The 13737-nt window shown below is 33.5% G+C and carries 13 protein-coding genes; 6 read left to right on the forward strand and 7 right to left on the reverse strand.

Annotated features, from left to right (window positions below; genetic code table 11):
* Positions 1-18: 18 nt before the first annotated feature.
* Entirely contained in the window at positions 19-456 is a 438-nt protein-coding gene (locus ACIQ0M_RS09135) for a single-stranded DNA-binding protein (protein WP_396151543.1), read from the reverse strand.
* A 53-nt stretch (positions 457-509) separates the two neighbouring features.
* Positions 510-1547, reverse strand: coding sequence for an A/G-specific adenine glycosylase (mutY, locus tag ACIQ0M_RS09140; protein ID WP_396151544.1), 1038 nt, complete (start codon positions 1545-1547; stop codon positions 510-512).
* A 131-nt stretch (positions 1548-1678) separates the two neighbouring features.
* On the opposite strand from mutY, the gene ACIQ0M_RS09145 reads away from it, so the two are divergent.
* The 4 genes from ACIQ0M_RS09145 (at position 1679) to ACIQ0M_RS09160 (ending at position 5029) form a co-directional block, all read left to right on the forward strand.
* Positions 1679-1972, forward strand: a complete 294-nt coding sequence (locus ACIQ0M_RS09145; protein ID WP_112085891.1) for an HU family DNA-binding protein — start codon at positions 1679-1681, stop codon at positions 1970-1972.
* A gap of 334 nt (positions 1973-2306) precedes the next feature.
* The gene (locus ACIQ0M_RS09150) at positions 2307-3851 is read left to right on the forward strand and encodes an Rne/Rng family ribonuclease (protein WP_396151545.1); all 1545 of its coding nucleotides are present in this window, start codon (positions 2307-2309) and stop codon (positions 3849-3851) included.
* A gap of 222 nt (positions 3852-4073) precedes the next feature.
* Positions 4074-4439, forward strand: a complete 366-nt coding sequence (locus ACIQ0M_RS09155; RefSeq protein WP_396151546.1) for a hypothetical protein — start codon at positions 4074-4076, stop codon at positions 4437-4439.
* A gap of 197 nt (positions 4440-4636) precedes the next feature.
* Positions 4637-5029 (forward strand): hypothetical protein, encoded by a 393-nt coding sequence (locus ACIQ0M_RS09160; protein ID WP_396151547.1) that lies wholly within the window; start codon positions 4637-4639, stop codon positions 5027-5029.
* Between the two features lie 2 nt (positions 5030-5031).
* Here the strand turns inward: ACIQ0M_RS09160 and pbpC are convergent, their stop codons facing one another.
* A complete protein-coding gene (pbpC, locus tag ACIQ0M_RS09165; protein WP_396151548.1) occupies positions 5032-7401 on the reverse strand; it encodes a penicillin-binding protein 1C in 2370 nt (789 codons plus the stop codon).
* Between the two features lie 48 nt (positions 7402-7449).
* On the reverse strand, positions 7450-8460 hold the full coding sequence (locus ACIQ0M_RS09170; RefSeq protein ID WP_396151549.1) for a virulence RhuM family protein: 1011 nt from the start codon (positions 8458-8460) through the stop codon (positions 7450-7452).
* A 436-nt stretch (positions 8461-8896) separates the two neighbouring features.
* On the opposite strand from ACIQ0M_RS09170, the gene ACIQ0M_RS09175 reads away from it, so the two are divergent.
* Together ACIQ0M_RS09175 and ACIQ0M_RS09180 are read left to right on the forward strand one after the other, a co-directional pair.
* Positions 8897-10009 carry an ATP-binding protein gene (locus ACIQ0M_RS09175; protein ID WP_396151550.1) on the forward strand — a complete coding sequence of 371 codons (1113 nt, stop codon included), beginning with the start codon at positions 8897-8899 and terminating at the stop codon, positions 10007-10009.
* 170 nt (positions 10010-10179) lie between these two features.
* Complete coding sequence (locus tag ACIQ0M_RS09180; RefSeq protein WP_396151551.1) at positions 10180-11346, forward strand: ATP-binding protein; 1167 nt, start codon at positions 10180-10182, stop codon at positions 11344-11346.
* Positions 11347-11785: 439 nt separating this feature from the next.
* Here ACIQ0M_RS09180 and ACIQ0M_RS09185 read toward each other — a convergent pair whose 3' ends face one another.
* The 3 genes from ACIQ0M_RS09185 to ACIQ0M_RS09195 are packed head-to-tail and all read right to left on the reverse strand — an operon-like array spanning position 11786 to position 13580.
* Positions 11786-12412 carry a hypothetical protein gene (locus tag ACIQ0M_RS09185; RefSeq protein WP_396151552.1) on the reverse strand — a complete coding sequence of 209 codons (627 nt, stop codon included), beginning with the start codon at positions 12410-12412 and terminating at the stop codon, positions 11786-11788.
* A 29-nt stretch (positions 12413-12441) separates the two neighbouring features.
* Positions 12442-13020, reverse strand: a complete 579-nt coding sequence (locus tag ACIQ0M_RS09190) for a hypothetical protein (protein ID WP_396151553.1) — start codon at positions 13018-13020, stop codon at positions 12442-12444.
* A 5-nt stretch (positions 13021-13025) separates the two neighbouring features.
* Positions 13026-13580, reverse strand: coding sequence for a hypothetical protein (locus tag ACIQ0M_RS09195; RefSeq protein WP_396151554.1), 555 nt, complete (start codon positions 13578-13580; stop codon positions 13026-13028).
* Between the last annotated feature and the right edge of the window lie 157 nt (positions 13581-13737).

Here is a 13737-nt window from a genome sequence, read left to right on the forward strand (position 1 = left end):
TTAAAAATTGGTTATACATTAATACGGTAGATCGTCATTATCTGAATTTCTCACACCGTGGCTGTCAAAATTAGTGTTTTTATTTGAATCTTGATTTTGTTTGTGCAATTCCGTTTCTTTTTTAGTGGTTAAAAAAGTAAACTCAGTTACCTGAATTTCGGTAGTATATTTGGTCTGACCGTCTTCTGCCTGCCATTGTCTCGATTTAATTCTTCCTTCTACGTAAATCTTATCGCCTTTTGAAAGGTATTTTTCGCATATTTCAGCAGCTTTGTTTCGGACCACCAAGTTATGCCATTCCGTTGAAGTTAATTTTTCGTTGGTTGTTTTATTAATATAGACTTCATTTGTTGCCAAGGGAAATCTACCTATACAATTGCCCCCTTCAAAATAGTGCATTTTTACATCGTCGCCTAAGTGACCAATTAACATCACTTTGTTTAAAGTTCCATTCATAATATTCTTGAGTTGTTTTTGGATTATATCAAAGTTACAAATTTAATAACAGTTTAGAAATTCTTTTCAATAAAATTAAAAATCACGATGGGAAAAGGAAGTTTTTTTACAGCATCTTTTGATAGTCCGTTTTTAAGCTCCCCTTCTACTTTTAGTTCCCAAAACCTGATTTTCAGTCGTTGATGAGATAAAATATGTAGGACGCTTTTCTCATCATAGGGTTTTAAAGAGATTAATTCGTTTGTAAGAAAAGAGGTGGTGGAAATTTTTTCCTTTACTTCTTTCTCGTTGAGTTCCTTTTCCGATTCAAGCAAAGGGAATTCATATAAATTATGCCAAATTCCTTTTGCTGTTCGTTGATGAATTAAGCATTGACCACTTTCATCTTCCAAAACCAAATAATTAAAAAACCGTTCAGTTACTTTCGTTTTTTTTAATTTAACGGGAAGCAAATCTACTTTTTTCTTTTGTAATGCTGCACAACTATCATTAAAAACACAAATTGAACAATTTGGGCTTTTAGGAACACATTGCAAAGCTCCAAATTCCATTACAGCTTGATTAAATACATCCGGTTGTTTGCTGTCAATAAGTTCATTGGCAAGAGCTGTAAATTCTTTTTTGGCTGAAGCTGATGAAATATCGGTTTCCACATCAAAATAACGAGCCAAGACTCTAAAAACATTGCCATCAACCACCGGAACAACTTCTTTTTGACTGAATGAAGCAATGGCCGCTGCCGTGTAGGATCCGATTCCTTTTAATTTTAGTAATTCTGTATAGGTTGTCGGAAAGGTTCCGTTGAGCTCAAAAGCAATAATTTGAGCTGTTTTATGCAAATTTCTACCTCTGGAATAATAACCTAATCCTTGCCAAAGCATTAAAACTTGCTCTTCGGAAGCCTTGGCCAAATCAAAAACGGTTGGAAAAGCATGTATGAACTTTGTATAATAAGGTAAACCTTGTGCTACTCGGGTTTGTTGCAAAATAATTTCTGAGAGCCAGATATGATAGGGATTGGTGGTGTTTCGCCATGGTAAATCGCGTTTGTTTTCTAAATACCATTGGATAAGCCGATTAGAAAAAGTCATAAATTTGAATTGGTTAACAAAAGTATAAGTTTATGTAATTAAATTTTAATCAATTATGCTTGAATATTTGTTTTTTTAATTTGTATATTTGCACTCTCAAAAATTTACACATAAATTAAATACGCAAGAAAATGACGAAAGCAGATATCGTAGCGAAGATTTCAGAAAAATTAGGACTTGAAAAAGGAGATGTTCAAGCAACAGTAGAGTCTTTTATGGAAGAAGTTAAAAACTCATTAGAAACTGGAGACAATGTTTACTTAAGAGGTTTTGGAAGTTTTATCATCAAAACAAGAGCTGAAAAAACAGGAAGAAACATTTCTAAAAACACAACAATTAAAATTCCTGCTCACAACATTCCGGCATTCAAACCTGCAAAAGTATTTGTAGAAGGTGTGAAAACCAACACTGAAGTAGCAGTATAAATCATTTATTAATACCAAAAAGATCACACTATGCCAAGTGGAAAAAAGAGAAAAAGACATAAGGTAGCGACGCACAAACGTAAGAAAAGAGCGAGAGCTAACCGTCACAAAAAGAAAAAGTAGTTCTAAACTACTTTTTTCTTTTACAAAAAGTTCTTTGAAATGAAACAGTAAAAAACAATAACTGTTTCACCGGGTACAAACTACCTGTTTAAAATATTGTTTAATCCATCCTTACGTAAGGTTGATTGGTTACAAGTTGTGAGTTGCGGGTTTTACCGTTAACTGACAACAGTTAACCGACAACTAAATTGTTCGGATAAAAATTTACAACGTGAATAAAGAGTTGATCATCAGGTCAGGTTCTGAAGCTGTAGATTTTGCCTTATTAAAAGATGGAAAACTAGTAGAATTACACAAAGAAGAAGAGCAAAAGAGCGGTTTTCAGGTGGGTGATATTTTTATTGCCAAAATAAGAAAACCGGTTCCGGGACTTAATGCGGCTTTTGTAAATTTAGGTTTTGAAAAAGATGCCTTTTTACATTATCACGATTTAGGACCTAACTTAGCTTCGATGTTGAAGTTCACAAAACTTGTAAGCACAGGTAAACAAAAAGATTTCTCCCTTAAAAACTTTCAGTTTGAAAAAGAAATCGACAAAGACGGTATCATCACCGATGTGTTGAGTGCCAATCAGTCGGTTTTAGTACAAATCGTTAAAGAACCTATTTCAACCAAAGGTCCAAGAATTAGCTCTGAGCTGTCATTGGCCGGAAGATATATCGTTCTGGTTCCATTTTCAGATCGCGTTTCTGTTTCTCAAAAAATAGAATCGAAAGAAGAAAAAGACCGTTTAAAGAAACTTGTACAATCTATCAAACCAAAAGGATTTGGTGTTATTGTTCGCACAGTAGCAGAAGGCAAAAAAATAGCCGAACTAGACCAAGACATGCAGAATTTACTCAGTAAATGGACTGCCATGTGTAAAAAATTACCAACGGCTCATCATCCGTCAAAAGTTTTAAGTGAAATGAACAGAGCTTCATCCATCCTTAGAGACGTATTTAATGATTCCTTCACCGGAATTTACATCGACGATGAAGAGTTGTTTGAGCAAACCAAGGAATCAATTGAAGAAATTGATCCCTCAAAAGTATCTATTGTTAAGTTATACCAATCGAAAGAATTGCCCATCTTTGAAAAATACCATATAGAAAGACAAATCAAAACGTCTTTTGGCAGAACGGTATCGATGAGCAAAGGAGCATATTTAATTATTGAACACACCGAAGCTCTTCACGTTATTGATGTGAACAGCGGAAACCGTTCCAATAAAGCTCAAAATCAAGAAGACACAGCCTTGGAAGTAAACATGATTGCTGCGGCAGAAGTTGCCCGACAATTGCGTTTGCGAGACATGGGCGGAATTATTGTAGTCGATTTTATCGATATGCAAAATCCCGAAAACCGGAAAGTGCTTTTTGATTTCTTGCGAGAGGAAATGAGCGATGACAAAGCCAAACACAAAATCTTACCGCCAAGTAAGTTTGGATTAATCCAAATCACACGACAACGCGTAAGACCGGAAGTTAACATTAAAACAAGAGAAGAAGATCCAAACAACGGAACTGGAGAAATAGATGCTCCAATTCAAGTGATTGATAAAATTTCTCTCGATGTTGAACGACTAAAAGACCACAAAAAATTGGTGCTAAACGCCCATCCTTTTGTGGCAGCCTACCTAACCAAAGGTTTTCCATCATTACGTTCAAAATGGTTTTTTGAACATAAAAAATGGGTGAAAATTATACCTCGTGATGCTTACACGTTCTTACAATATCATTTTTTTGACAAAGATGGTAATGTAATTAAAGATTAAAGATAAACGTCTGCCTTTTGGTGGGCGTTTTTTTTTGGGGTTTTGCCTATGATTATTATTGGTTTTTGCCACGAATTTCACGAATTTGCACCAATTATGAGTTTGTATCAAGAAGTGTTTATTTTTTGATTTCATAAAAACTGATAATTGATAAAGATTTTCACCGTCTCGTCTCCCACTCCTTTGGAGGGTGTTGGGGGGAGGTAAAAAAAATTTTATCCTATGAAAACACAATTGTTATTCCTCTTTATAATTTGGATTATTTTCCAAACCAAAACCTCAGCACAATCGGGTTGCACGGATATTTTGGCTAAAAATTACAAAGCGAATGCTATTGAAAATGATGGAAGTTGTTGTTATAAACGATTAAAAATAAAAGATTTCAATCCGTCTATTTTAAGTGATTCATTGAACGAAACTTCAGGTTTAGTGGAGTGGGAAAATCATTTTTATACGCATAACGATGATACAGATTTGAATCTTTATCAATTGGACAAAAAGGGTTTTATCACAAAAAAGATAGAATTAAATGGTATTAAAACAAAGACTGGGAAGAACTCACACAAGACAAAACCCACTTTTATTTAGGTGATTTTGGGAATAATTCAAGGGGAAATCGAACTGATTTAACCATTTACAAAATCGCAAAAGATTCATTATTTGACAATCCGAAAATTGAAAAAATCACTTTTTCATATCCTGAACAAACTGATTTTTCGAAACAAAAAAGCAATACAACCGACTTTGATTGTGAGGCGTTTATTGCTACCGAAAATGAATTAATTTTGTTTACCAAGCAATGGAATGGGAATCAATCTGCTGTGTATCGTTTACCCAAAACAGCCGGAAATTATACTGCTGGATACATCACAACTTTGAAGGTTCAGGGATTAATTACCGGAGCCACTTTTGTAAATGAAAAAAACCTCATCGCTCTGTGCGGACATACAAAAAAATTAAAGCCATTTATCTTCTTAATTTCGGATTTAAAGGATTTTAACTTTAAAAAAGCCAATCAAAGAAAGATTAAACTCAAATTACCATTCTATCAAATTGAAGCTGTCAGCACCACCAATGGCATTGATTTTTTTATAACCAATGAGAGATTTTCAAGAAAAATTATTGGAACGGTAGAACAACAGTTGCATTCTTTTTCGTTGGAATTTAATCTTGATTAAACTTAATCCTCACTAACCAACTCGATCTTCCGCTTAATCTCCCCACCATTTTCATCTACCACCGTTATGTAATGAATGCCGGAAGTCGATTTCAACGGCATATCGTGAAAGTTTTGTGTGATTCCTAAATACGTATTGTTCACATACCAATACAATTTGATGTTGGGTTGCGAATGAGCTACTTTTAAAACAATCGGTTGTACTTCGCTGTCAAAATTTTTGGTTAAGTAAAGTTTACTGTTCGTTTTGGGATAAATAAAATCCATAAAAGGCGTTTGATTGTCCTCACAATCCGAACGAAATGGCGGCAACACCCAGTAATCCATGTTTTTACTTTTATAATACCATTCCATAACAGGAGGCAACACAAACCATGATTTAGCAACCATTTTGTCGACATTTTCGCAGCTGCTGTTCACCCGAAATTGTTCCGTTTTGTCTAAATGGATTAGTTTGTGATACGCACATTGTTCCGTTTGTTTGGCTGTAACTGGAATCCATTGCTTGCTTTTCGGACAATTTTCATTGGCTAAATAACCACTTTTAGCACAAACTTCGGCTTGTTGCATGTTGTTCAATGGCTTTTCAAACCAATTGCTTCGCGGTAATAAATTGAACACATCAAACAAAATCGGAGCAGCATGACTTACACCTGTGAGCAACGGACGACCTTCTCCGGTGGCGTTACCCACCCAAATTCCAACAACATATTTTTTACTCGTTCCAACCGCCCACGCATCCCGATTACCAAAACTCGTTCCGGTTTTCCAAGCGATTGGTAATGACGAATCGTAAAAACGCCACGCTTCATCGCCTTCGGGTCGATTGACTTCTTTCATGGCTTCATAGGTTAAATAAATGGAACCGGCTCCTACGATGTTTTTTTGATAGGATAATTTTCCGAAATCAATTTTATTTTCAGCCACATAATTTAACTCCGAAAATTCATTTTTACGGTATTGAAAATTGTTTTTTGGATATTGATTTAATGTTCCGGTTAGTCCGGCATACGTTTTACACAAATCCCACAAATTAGTTTCTGCTCCTCCTAAAATGAGCGACAACCCATAATGATTCGGATGCCGATTCATGGTCGTAAAACCGTATTGTTGCAATTGATCATAAAACCGATACACGCCAAAATCCTGCAACATCAACACCGACGGAATATTCAACGAACGTGATAAAGCCCGTCGTGCCGAAACCGCACCATCATAGGTCAAATTAAAATTTTGTGGAGTGTAGCCTGAAATTTGGGTTGGAATATCAGGAACCAGCGTATTGGGTAACAATTCGCCTTCATCCAACATACCGGCAAAAAGCAACGGTTTCAAAATACTTCCCGAACTTCGCGGTGCCGAAATAACATCGACATCTTTTTGGTGGTTTTTATCAGTGGGAGCGTTTCCAACATAACCCACAATGTTTCGGGTTTCCACATCCACCACCAAAATGGCTAAGTTATAGACTTCATTTTGTTTGTATTGATAATAATAATTTTGAGCAATTTGATTCAAGCGTTCTTGCAACGCAAAATCGATAGTGGTTTTCACTTTTTGACCTTCTTGCTTTTTGGCCGTGCGTTGCAATAAATGTGGAGCCATTTGTGGTAAATCATAAGGTTTTTGCAGTAACGGTTCCTGCAATGCCATTTCGTATGAAAGTTGATCCAATACCTTATTTTCATACAACTTTTGCAACAATCGATTGCGTTTTTCGAGTAATCGTTGTTGGTTTTTTCCGGGATAAATTAGGCTTGGAGCATTCGGTAAAACGGCTAAAGTAGCTGTCTCTGCCCACGATAACTGATGCGATTGCACGCCAAAATACCGCCAAGAAGCCATTTCTAAACCCACCACATTGCTGCCAAACGGAGCGTGAGCAGCATATAACCGTAAAATATCCTTTTTAGAATGACGAAATTCTAAGCGAGTTGCCAAAACCACTTCGATGACTTTTTCAAAATAAGTTCGGGTTTGTCCTTTTCGGGAAAGGCGAATGACTTGTTGGGTTAACGTACTTCCACCTCGAACCACTCTGTTGGCTTTGCGGTTTTGCTGAAAGGCATTCCACATCGAAATCGGATTAAAACCCGGATGATAATAAAAATGTTGGTCTTCAAAAGCGATGATACACTGTTGAAATTTCTCCGGCACACTATCCGCCGCCGGAAACCGCCATTGTCCATCTCTTGCAATTTTGGCTCCTAACAAATTACCTTCTTTGCTTTCGATAACGGTGGAATAGGGCTCGTTAAAAAGCGTTCGTGGTAAACAAAAATAATAACCAATCAACAAGAACAAAATCAAAATGGATTTGATTTTGTGTTGGAGGATTTTGGTTTTTACTTTATGGAGGAAGGGTTTGAGCACGGAGATAAGTTTAGTTTTTGAGTTAAATATCTTCAAAGACAATTTTATTTAATCTTTTTTTCTCCCCTTTTTGATTTCAATCTGCTTTCCGGTAGTTTCCAATTGCTTTAAAAAATCTTCTTCCGCTTTAGAAAGGATTTGTTGATTAATCTCTTTAAACTTTTTATATTCTTCATTAGCCTTTTTCAAAGCTTGCTCATGACTAATTGTTCCTGCATGTTGCAAAACCTCATTTCCTGTCATTTTTAAGAAATCGTCTAAACGTTCAATCCAATCTTTCATATACATTGGTTTTTGGTTCAATGCTTGTAATTCCGCAAGTTCTAGATAAGCTGTTACCATTCTGTTCAGAATATTTAATTCATTTTCTGTCAAGTAATTTTTAGCAATCTCCGATTCTTGCTTAGTTGGCGTTTCACCTTTAAACGTTGTCAATCCTAAATTTGGTTTTTGAGCATCAATTCGTTTAAAAATAATTTCAGCCGCTGTATTTCCATGGGCTGCCCAATGCATTTTATTCTGTACTGCTTGAAAGAAATGAACCGATAATGCTAATTTTGGGTCGTAGTCAATACTAGTTGCATAAATGTCAAGAACTTTTCTCAAGAACACTTTTTCAGATGAACGAATATCGCGAATGCGAGCTAACAATTCATCAAAATAATTGCCTCCGCCGGCTTGCTTTAAAAGTTCATCGTTCATAGTAAATCCTTTCACAATGTATTCTTTTAATCTGGCGGTTGCCCACTGCCTGAACTTTGTGCCTTGATGACTTTTCACCCTGTAACCAACAGAAATAATCACATCTAAGTTGTAGAAAGTTGTCATATAATTTTTACCGTCTGTGGCAGTATGTCGGAAATTCCGACATACTGAACCTTCCTCTAACTCTCCCTCTTCAAAAATATTTTTTAAGTGTTCAGTGATAGTAGTTCTGCCTTTTTGGAATAGTTCAGCCATTTGAGCTTGAGTCAGCCAAACCGATTCGTCTTCAAGTCGGGTTTCAATTTTTGTTTTTCCGTCTTCGGTTTGATAAATGATAAGAGAACTTTCTGACATGGTTTTTATTCAATTAGTATGTCAAATTTACAAAAAATAAAGTCAATCAAATAGGCTATTTTAGTAAGGTATTGATTGCTTAAACATAATAGAAAAACTTAGGGTAACAGAATACGGTTCATTAAAAAGTGCTCGTGGCAAGCAAAAATAATAGCCAATCAACAATACTAAAATCAAAATGAATTTAATTTTATGTTGGAGGATTTTGGTTTTTACTTTATGGAGGAAGGGTTTGAACACTGAAATATACGTATAAAATGGTACAGGATTAACGGTAAATTTACAGATTTTATTGTTGTAAAATCATTTCTTCCCTTTTTATAATATGTAATTTTTTGTGGTTGTAATCCTAAAATATTATAATATTTTGTGGTTATAACCCTAAAATATTATATTTTTTTGTGTTTGTAACGATTTATTTGTTACTTTTGTGCTTATGATAAATAGAGATTTACATCAAAATATACTCGAAGATTGGGACAAAAAGAAAGCCATTGTGCTACTTGGACCGCGTCAAGTTGGAAAAACCACTTTAATTCAAAATCTTGTAGAAGGCAAAAAAGTATTGTTTTTAAATGGCGACGACCCTCAAACCCGATTACAATTTTCGAATGCTAATTTTACATTTCTCAAAAACACGGTGGCCGATTATGATGTTATTGTGATTGACGAAGCTCAACGTATTGAAAATATTGGCATTACCACAAAAATGCTCATTGATGCCAAATTAGATAAACAATTTATTTTGACAGGATCTTCTTCATTAGATTTAGGTAACGAAATCAATGAACCACTCACCGGAAGAAAATGGGAACATCAACTTTTTCCGTTGAGTTGGCATGAAGTGAGTAAGCATTACAGTTTTGCGGTTGCCCATAATCGATTGGAAGAGTTCTTGATATACGGTTTATATCCCGAAGTGGTTACTGAAACCAAAAAGCAAAAAATCTTATTGGAATTAGCCGGAAGTTATTTATACAAAGACATTTTAGAATTAGCTAATATTAAAAAACCCGACTTGCTGATGAAGTTACTCAACGCTTTAGCTCTTCAAGTGGGAAGCGAGGTTTCCTATAATGAACTGGCTAAAATATTGGGCGTTGATCGAGCTACCGTAGTGAATTACATTGATTTATTGGAAAAAGTATTTGTGATTTTCCGATTACATCCCTATTCAACCAATCAGCGAAATGAAATAACTGCGAAACCAAAAATTTATTTTTATGACAATGGCATCCGAAATGCGATTATTGGTCAATTTAATCCATTACAAAATCGGCAGGATGTTGGTGCTTTGTTTGAAAATTTCTTCATTAGCGAACGCATCAAAAAATTGAGTTACTCCGGTTTTTATGGCAAAACTCATTATTGGCGAAACACGCAAAAAGCTGAAATTGACTTTTTAGAACTACTGGAAAACGAAATTACAGCCTACGAAATCAAATACAATCCTAAAAAGCAAGTCCGATTCACCAAGTCATTCACTGAACAGTATCATCCAAAAGAAACGATTGCGATTCATTCAGGGAATTTTTGGGAGTATTTGTAAAAGATTTTGGTGCGATTTCAAAGAACTTTTATATAGTTTTCGAATTTCAAAATCGTGTATTTTCAAAGTAATATATAGTGTAATTTCAAAGTTGTATATAGTGTATTTTCAAAGTAATATATAATGCATTTTCAAAATTAATTATATATTTGCATTATAATCTAATGAAAATGAGCACAAAAAGAGTACTTAAAATCGAAATGGATATTTACAAAAATAAATATCCCATACTGGCTTTAACCGGCCCGAGACAATCAGGAAAGACAACATTTTTAAAATCTCAATTTTCAGATTATGAGTATGTTAATTTAGAAAATCCGGACATTAGGAATTATGCGATAGAAGATCCAAATGGATTTTTGAAACAATATAACAAGTATGTCATTTTTGATGAAGTGCAACGTGTTCCGCATTTATTTTCATACTTACAAACCAAAGTAGATGAAGATAAAGTGATGGGACAATATATTTTATCCGGTTCACAAAATTTTCATTTGATGCAAAATATCACACAGAGTTTGGCTGGAAGAGTGGCATTATTCAAATTATTACCATTTGACATAACCGAAATGGAAGAAGCTAACTGGTTAAATGAAGATTATGCAGTCAACCTACAAAAAGGATTCTATCCGGCAATTTATGACCGAAAAATTCCTTCAAACGTATTCTATTCCAATTATATACAAACGTATGTTGAACGGGATTTGTCTGAACTTATTCAGGTAAATGATTTAAAACAGTTTAGAAACTTTCTTTCGCTTTGTGCTGCAAGAGCCGGACAGTTGCTTAATCTAAATTCATTGGCAAATGAATGTGGCATTTCGCAACCAACGGCAAAATCGTGGGTTTCTGTTTTAGAAAGCAGTTATATTGTATATCAACTTCAACCCTATTTTTCAAATTTTAATAAACGGATTACCAAAAGTTCAAAACTCTACTTTTATGATACCGGGTTATTGTGCTTTCTTTTAAAAATTACGGACGCAGATAGTGTAAAACTAAGCTCGCAAAAAGGCAATTTGTTTGAAAATTATGTGATTAGCGAATTTATTAAAAAAAATTACCACAACAATTTACTTCGGGATGTTTGGTTTTGGCGAGATGCTGTGGGTCACGAAGTAGATTTCATATGGCAAAAAACAGAAAAGCTAAATCTTGTTGAAATAAAAGCTACCGAAACCATTATGCAAGATATGTTTAAAGGATTAACCTATTTTGAAAAATTAAAGCCCGAATTAATTGAAAGCAAAACCCTTGTGCATACCGGTTTGTTTGACCAAAAAAGAACTATCGGCTCAGTAAAAAGTTGGAAATCGATTGAGTTGGAAAATGAATAATGCTTTATAAAATAATACTGGAACCAAAAAACATTGTGATTCATTCGGGGAATTTTTGGGAGTATTTGTAATAGGAAATTAACTACGAATCCAGAGACTTCTGAGAGTGAGCGATTTTGGCTCCTAATAAATTACCTTCTTTGCTTTCGATAACGGTGGAATACGGTTCGTTGAAAAGCGTTCGTGGCAAACAAAAATAATAACCAACCAACAACAGTACAATCAAAAGGGTTTTGATTTTGTGTTGAAGGATTTTGGTTTTTTGTTTTATGGAGGAAGGTTTTGAACACGGATTGATGTTTGAAATAATATCTCTAAGTTCGATGCTAGAATTTATAGCGATTTATAGAAAGTTTTTTTATAATAGAACGATCGAAATTAAGAAAAAGAAAGATTCTTGACTATCTTTAAGCATTAGCTTATTATTAATAACTACTACCTATTTTTTTATTAAATCCCAAAATACTTTTCTATATTTTTCATAAAACTTTTTGCTTACTACATATCCTATTTTCTCATCTTTTGATAATTCAAATTCTACGTTTAGTTCATCTCTTAGTTCTGCCATTGAAATTCTCATTGCTTCTTGGGATTTTTCTAAAACTTCTAATGAATAATCTCGATTCAATTTCTTTTTAATTGATCTAATAAGTGTTAATGTCAAAATCATAATATTGCCAGCTAATTCAATGGTCGCATTTTGTAACTTTTGTTCACGTGTTAACTCTTCTGGTTGAGGATACAATTTTAAAATGAATTTTTCCTTCCCATCAATAAAACTAAAACAGTCAATATATGTCTTGGCGTCGGCATTATGCATAAATTGATTTCGAATTTCCATAAAAGTGATAAACTTATTTCTCTCTTCTAAATTAAGTTCACCAATATCTATAATCAAATCAACTTTTTGATTAAATGATAAACTTCCACTTCTATTACCAATGGATCTAGAATTTTTATAATCCTTAATATTTAAAAAAGTTCCGAGAAATGAAGTAAGTGTGCTTTCAAAAATAAGAGAGCTAGTTAAGACTTCTTTGCGTACATCTATTCCTAAATCGTCCATTTTAATAATTATTTTTTTACTTATTTTTATTAAAAAGGCAACTGAAGCATTTCATTTTCTATGTCTAGTATTTCAATTACTTCAACATTTGATTTAATATTCAAAATTAGAGTCCTTTCTTCATTTACATTGAAAGTGAAAATGTATATATTAAAAGGTTTTGAAGTAAAGCACTCTGGTTTCCTTTGACTAAACCAACTTGAGAAATCAACTAAATAAGTTGTATGACTATCAATTAATGAAATGCTCTTTAACTCATACTTTTTCGACATATGTGTTATCGCGATAATTTTTGCTCCTTCCTCGTCTAAATATACTCTATCACTATTTTTGAAAATGTTAGATAATCTTTTTCCTATTTTAATCCAACCATCAATTCCTTTCTCTAATTTATCACCAATTGTAATTACGTAAGTAATTGAGCTTAAAACAGCAAGTAAAAGAATCCAATCAGCACCTTTTCCAAAATTTACGTCAGAGATTACTAATTTGTCATCAATTTGTTTGAGTTCATCAAGAATTTCTTCAAGTTCAGCAGAATCAATTTCTGAAAATTCATAATGAAGTAACTTCTCAGAAAGATCTTTGGGTAAAAAAACTAAATTCATATGTCTTACTTTTCTTTTCTATTATAACTTGTAATTTCTCCGTCTGATGCAATCGTATACTCATATAGATATTTTTTATTTTCAAATACTATTAGAGCACAATTCACTTTGTCCAGCGTTTCTTCATAAGGAAAATCCAAATCAGAATCATAACCTTCAATATCTTTGTCAACTAATTTTTCAGATTTTGTAATATCTGCGTTCCTAACTCCTTTACTATTAATTAAATCAAATTTACATAAATTTTCAAGTAGTGCTAAATTAAGAACTCTCAAAACTTTTCCTTTTTCTCTTTTTAATTTTATATGATTGTAAATTTTTTCCCAAATAGATAAAGTTGCATCTGTTAGTGGTAATACTGTTATAAGAATTTGAAAAAACACACCAGCATATTCCCCAATGTAAGCAGAAGCGTGACCTCTACGAATATTGAAATATACAAGAGAATGGTCTTCTTCAATTTTATATATTTCTTTTCGAATATCAATCCAAAATTGCTCAATTTCAAACTCATCTTCAATCAAGTTAGTTTTTAAATACTCTAGATTTATTTTTTCCATTTTGGAATTATTTTACAATTATATATTACCATTCAATGTTGTCCGATAAAAAATAAATAAAAAAGAAGCCAAATTAATGGCTTCTTAAAACTTATCGTAATTTAGAGTTGCAAAACAAAAAAAACGATGAGTAAAAGTAGTTATTTTTCTAGTAAAT

This window comes from Flavobacterium sp., from assembly GCF_044339515.1.
Lineage (GTDB): Bacteria > Bacteroidota > Bacteroidia > Flavobacteriales > Flavobacteriaceae > Flavobacterium.

Excerpts from the sequence above, each read along its gene's own strand:
- ACIQ0M_RS09135 (WP_396151543.1), bottom strand. The coding sequence starts at position 456 with ATGAATGGAACTTTAAACAAAGTGATGTTAATTGGTCACTTAGGCGAC.
- mutY (WP_396151544.1), bottom strand. The coding sequence starts at position 1,547 with ATGACTTTTTCTAATCGGCTTATCCAATGGTATTTAGAAAACAAACGC.
- ACIQ0M_RS09145 (WP_112085891.1), top strand. The coding sequence starts at position 1,679 with ATGACGAAAGCAGATATCGTAGCGAAGATTTCAGAAAAATTAGGACTT.
- ACIQ0M_RS09155 (WP_396151546.1), top strand. The coding sequence starts at position 4,074 with ATGAAAACACAATTGTTATTCCTCTTTATAATTTGGATTATTTTCCAA.
- ACIQ0M_RS09170 (WP_396151549.1), bottom strand. The coding sequence starts at position 8,460 with ATGTCAGAAAGTTCTCTTATCATTTATCAAACCGAAGACGGAAAAACA.
- ACIQ0M_RS09175 (WP_396151550.1), top strand. The coding sequence starts at position 8,897 with ATGATAAATAGAGATTTACATCAAAATATACTCGAAGATTGGGACAAA.
- ACIQ0M_RS09180 (WP_396151551.1), top strand. The coding sequence starts at position 10,180 with ATGAGCACAAAAAGAGTACTTAAAATCGAAATGGATATTTACAAAAAT.
- ACIQ0M_RS09185 (WP_396151552.1), bottom strand. The coding sequence starts at position 12,412 with ATGGACGATTTAGGAATAGATGTACGCAAAGAAGTCTTAACTAGCTCT.
- ACIQ0M_RS09190 (WP_396151553.1), bottom strand. The coding sequence starts at position 13,020 with ATGAATTTAGTTTTTTTACCCAAAGATCTTTCTGAGAAGTTACTTCAT.
- ACIQ0M_RS09195 (WP_396151554.1), bottom strand. The coding sequence starts at position 13,580 with ATGGAAAAAATAAATCTAGAGTATTTAAAAACTAACTTGATTGAAGAT.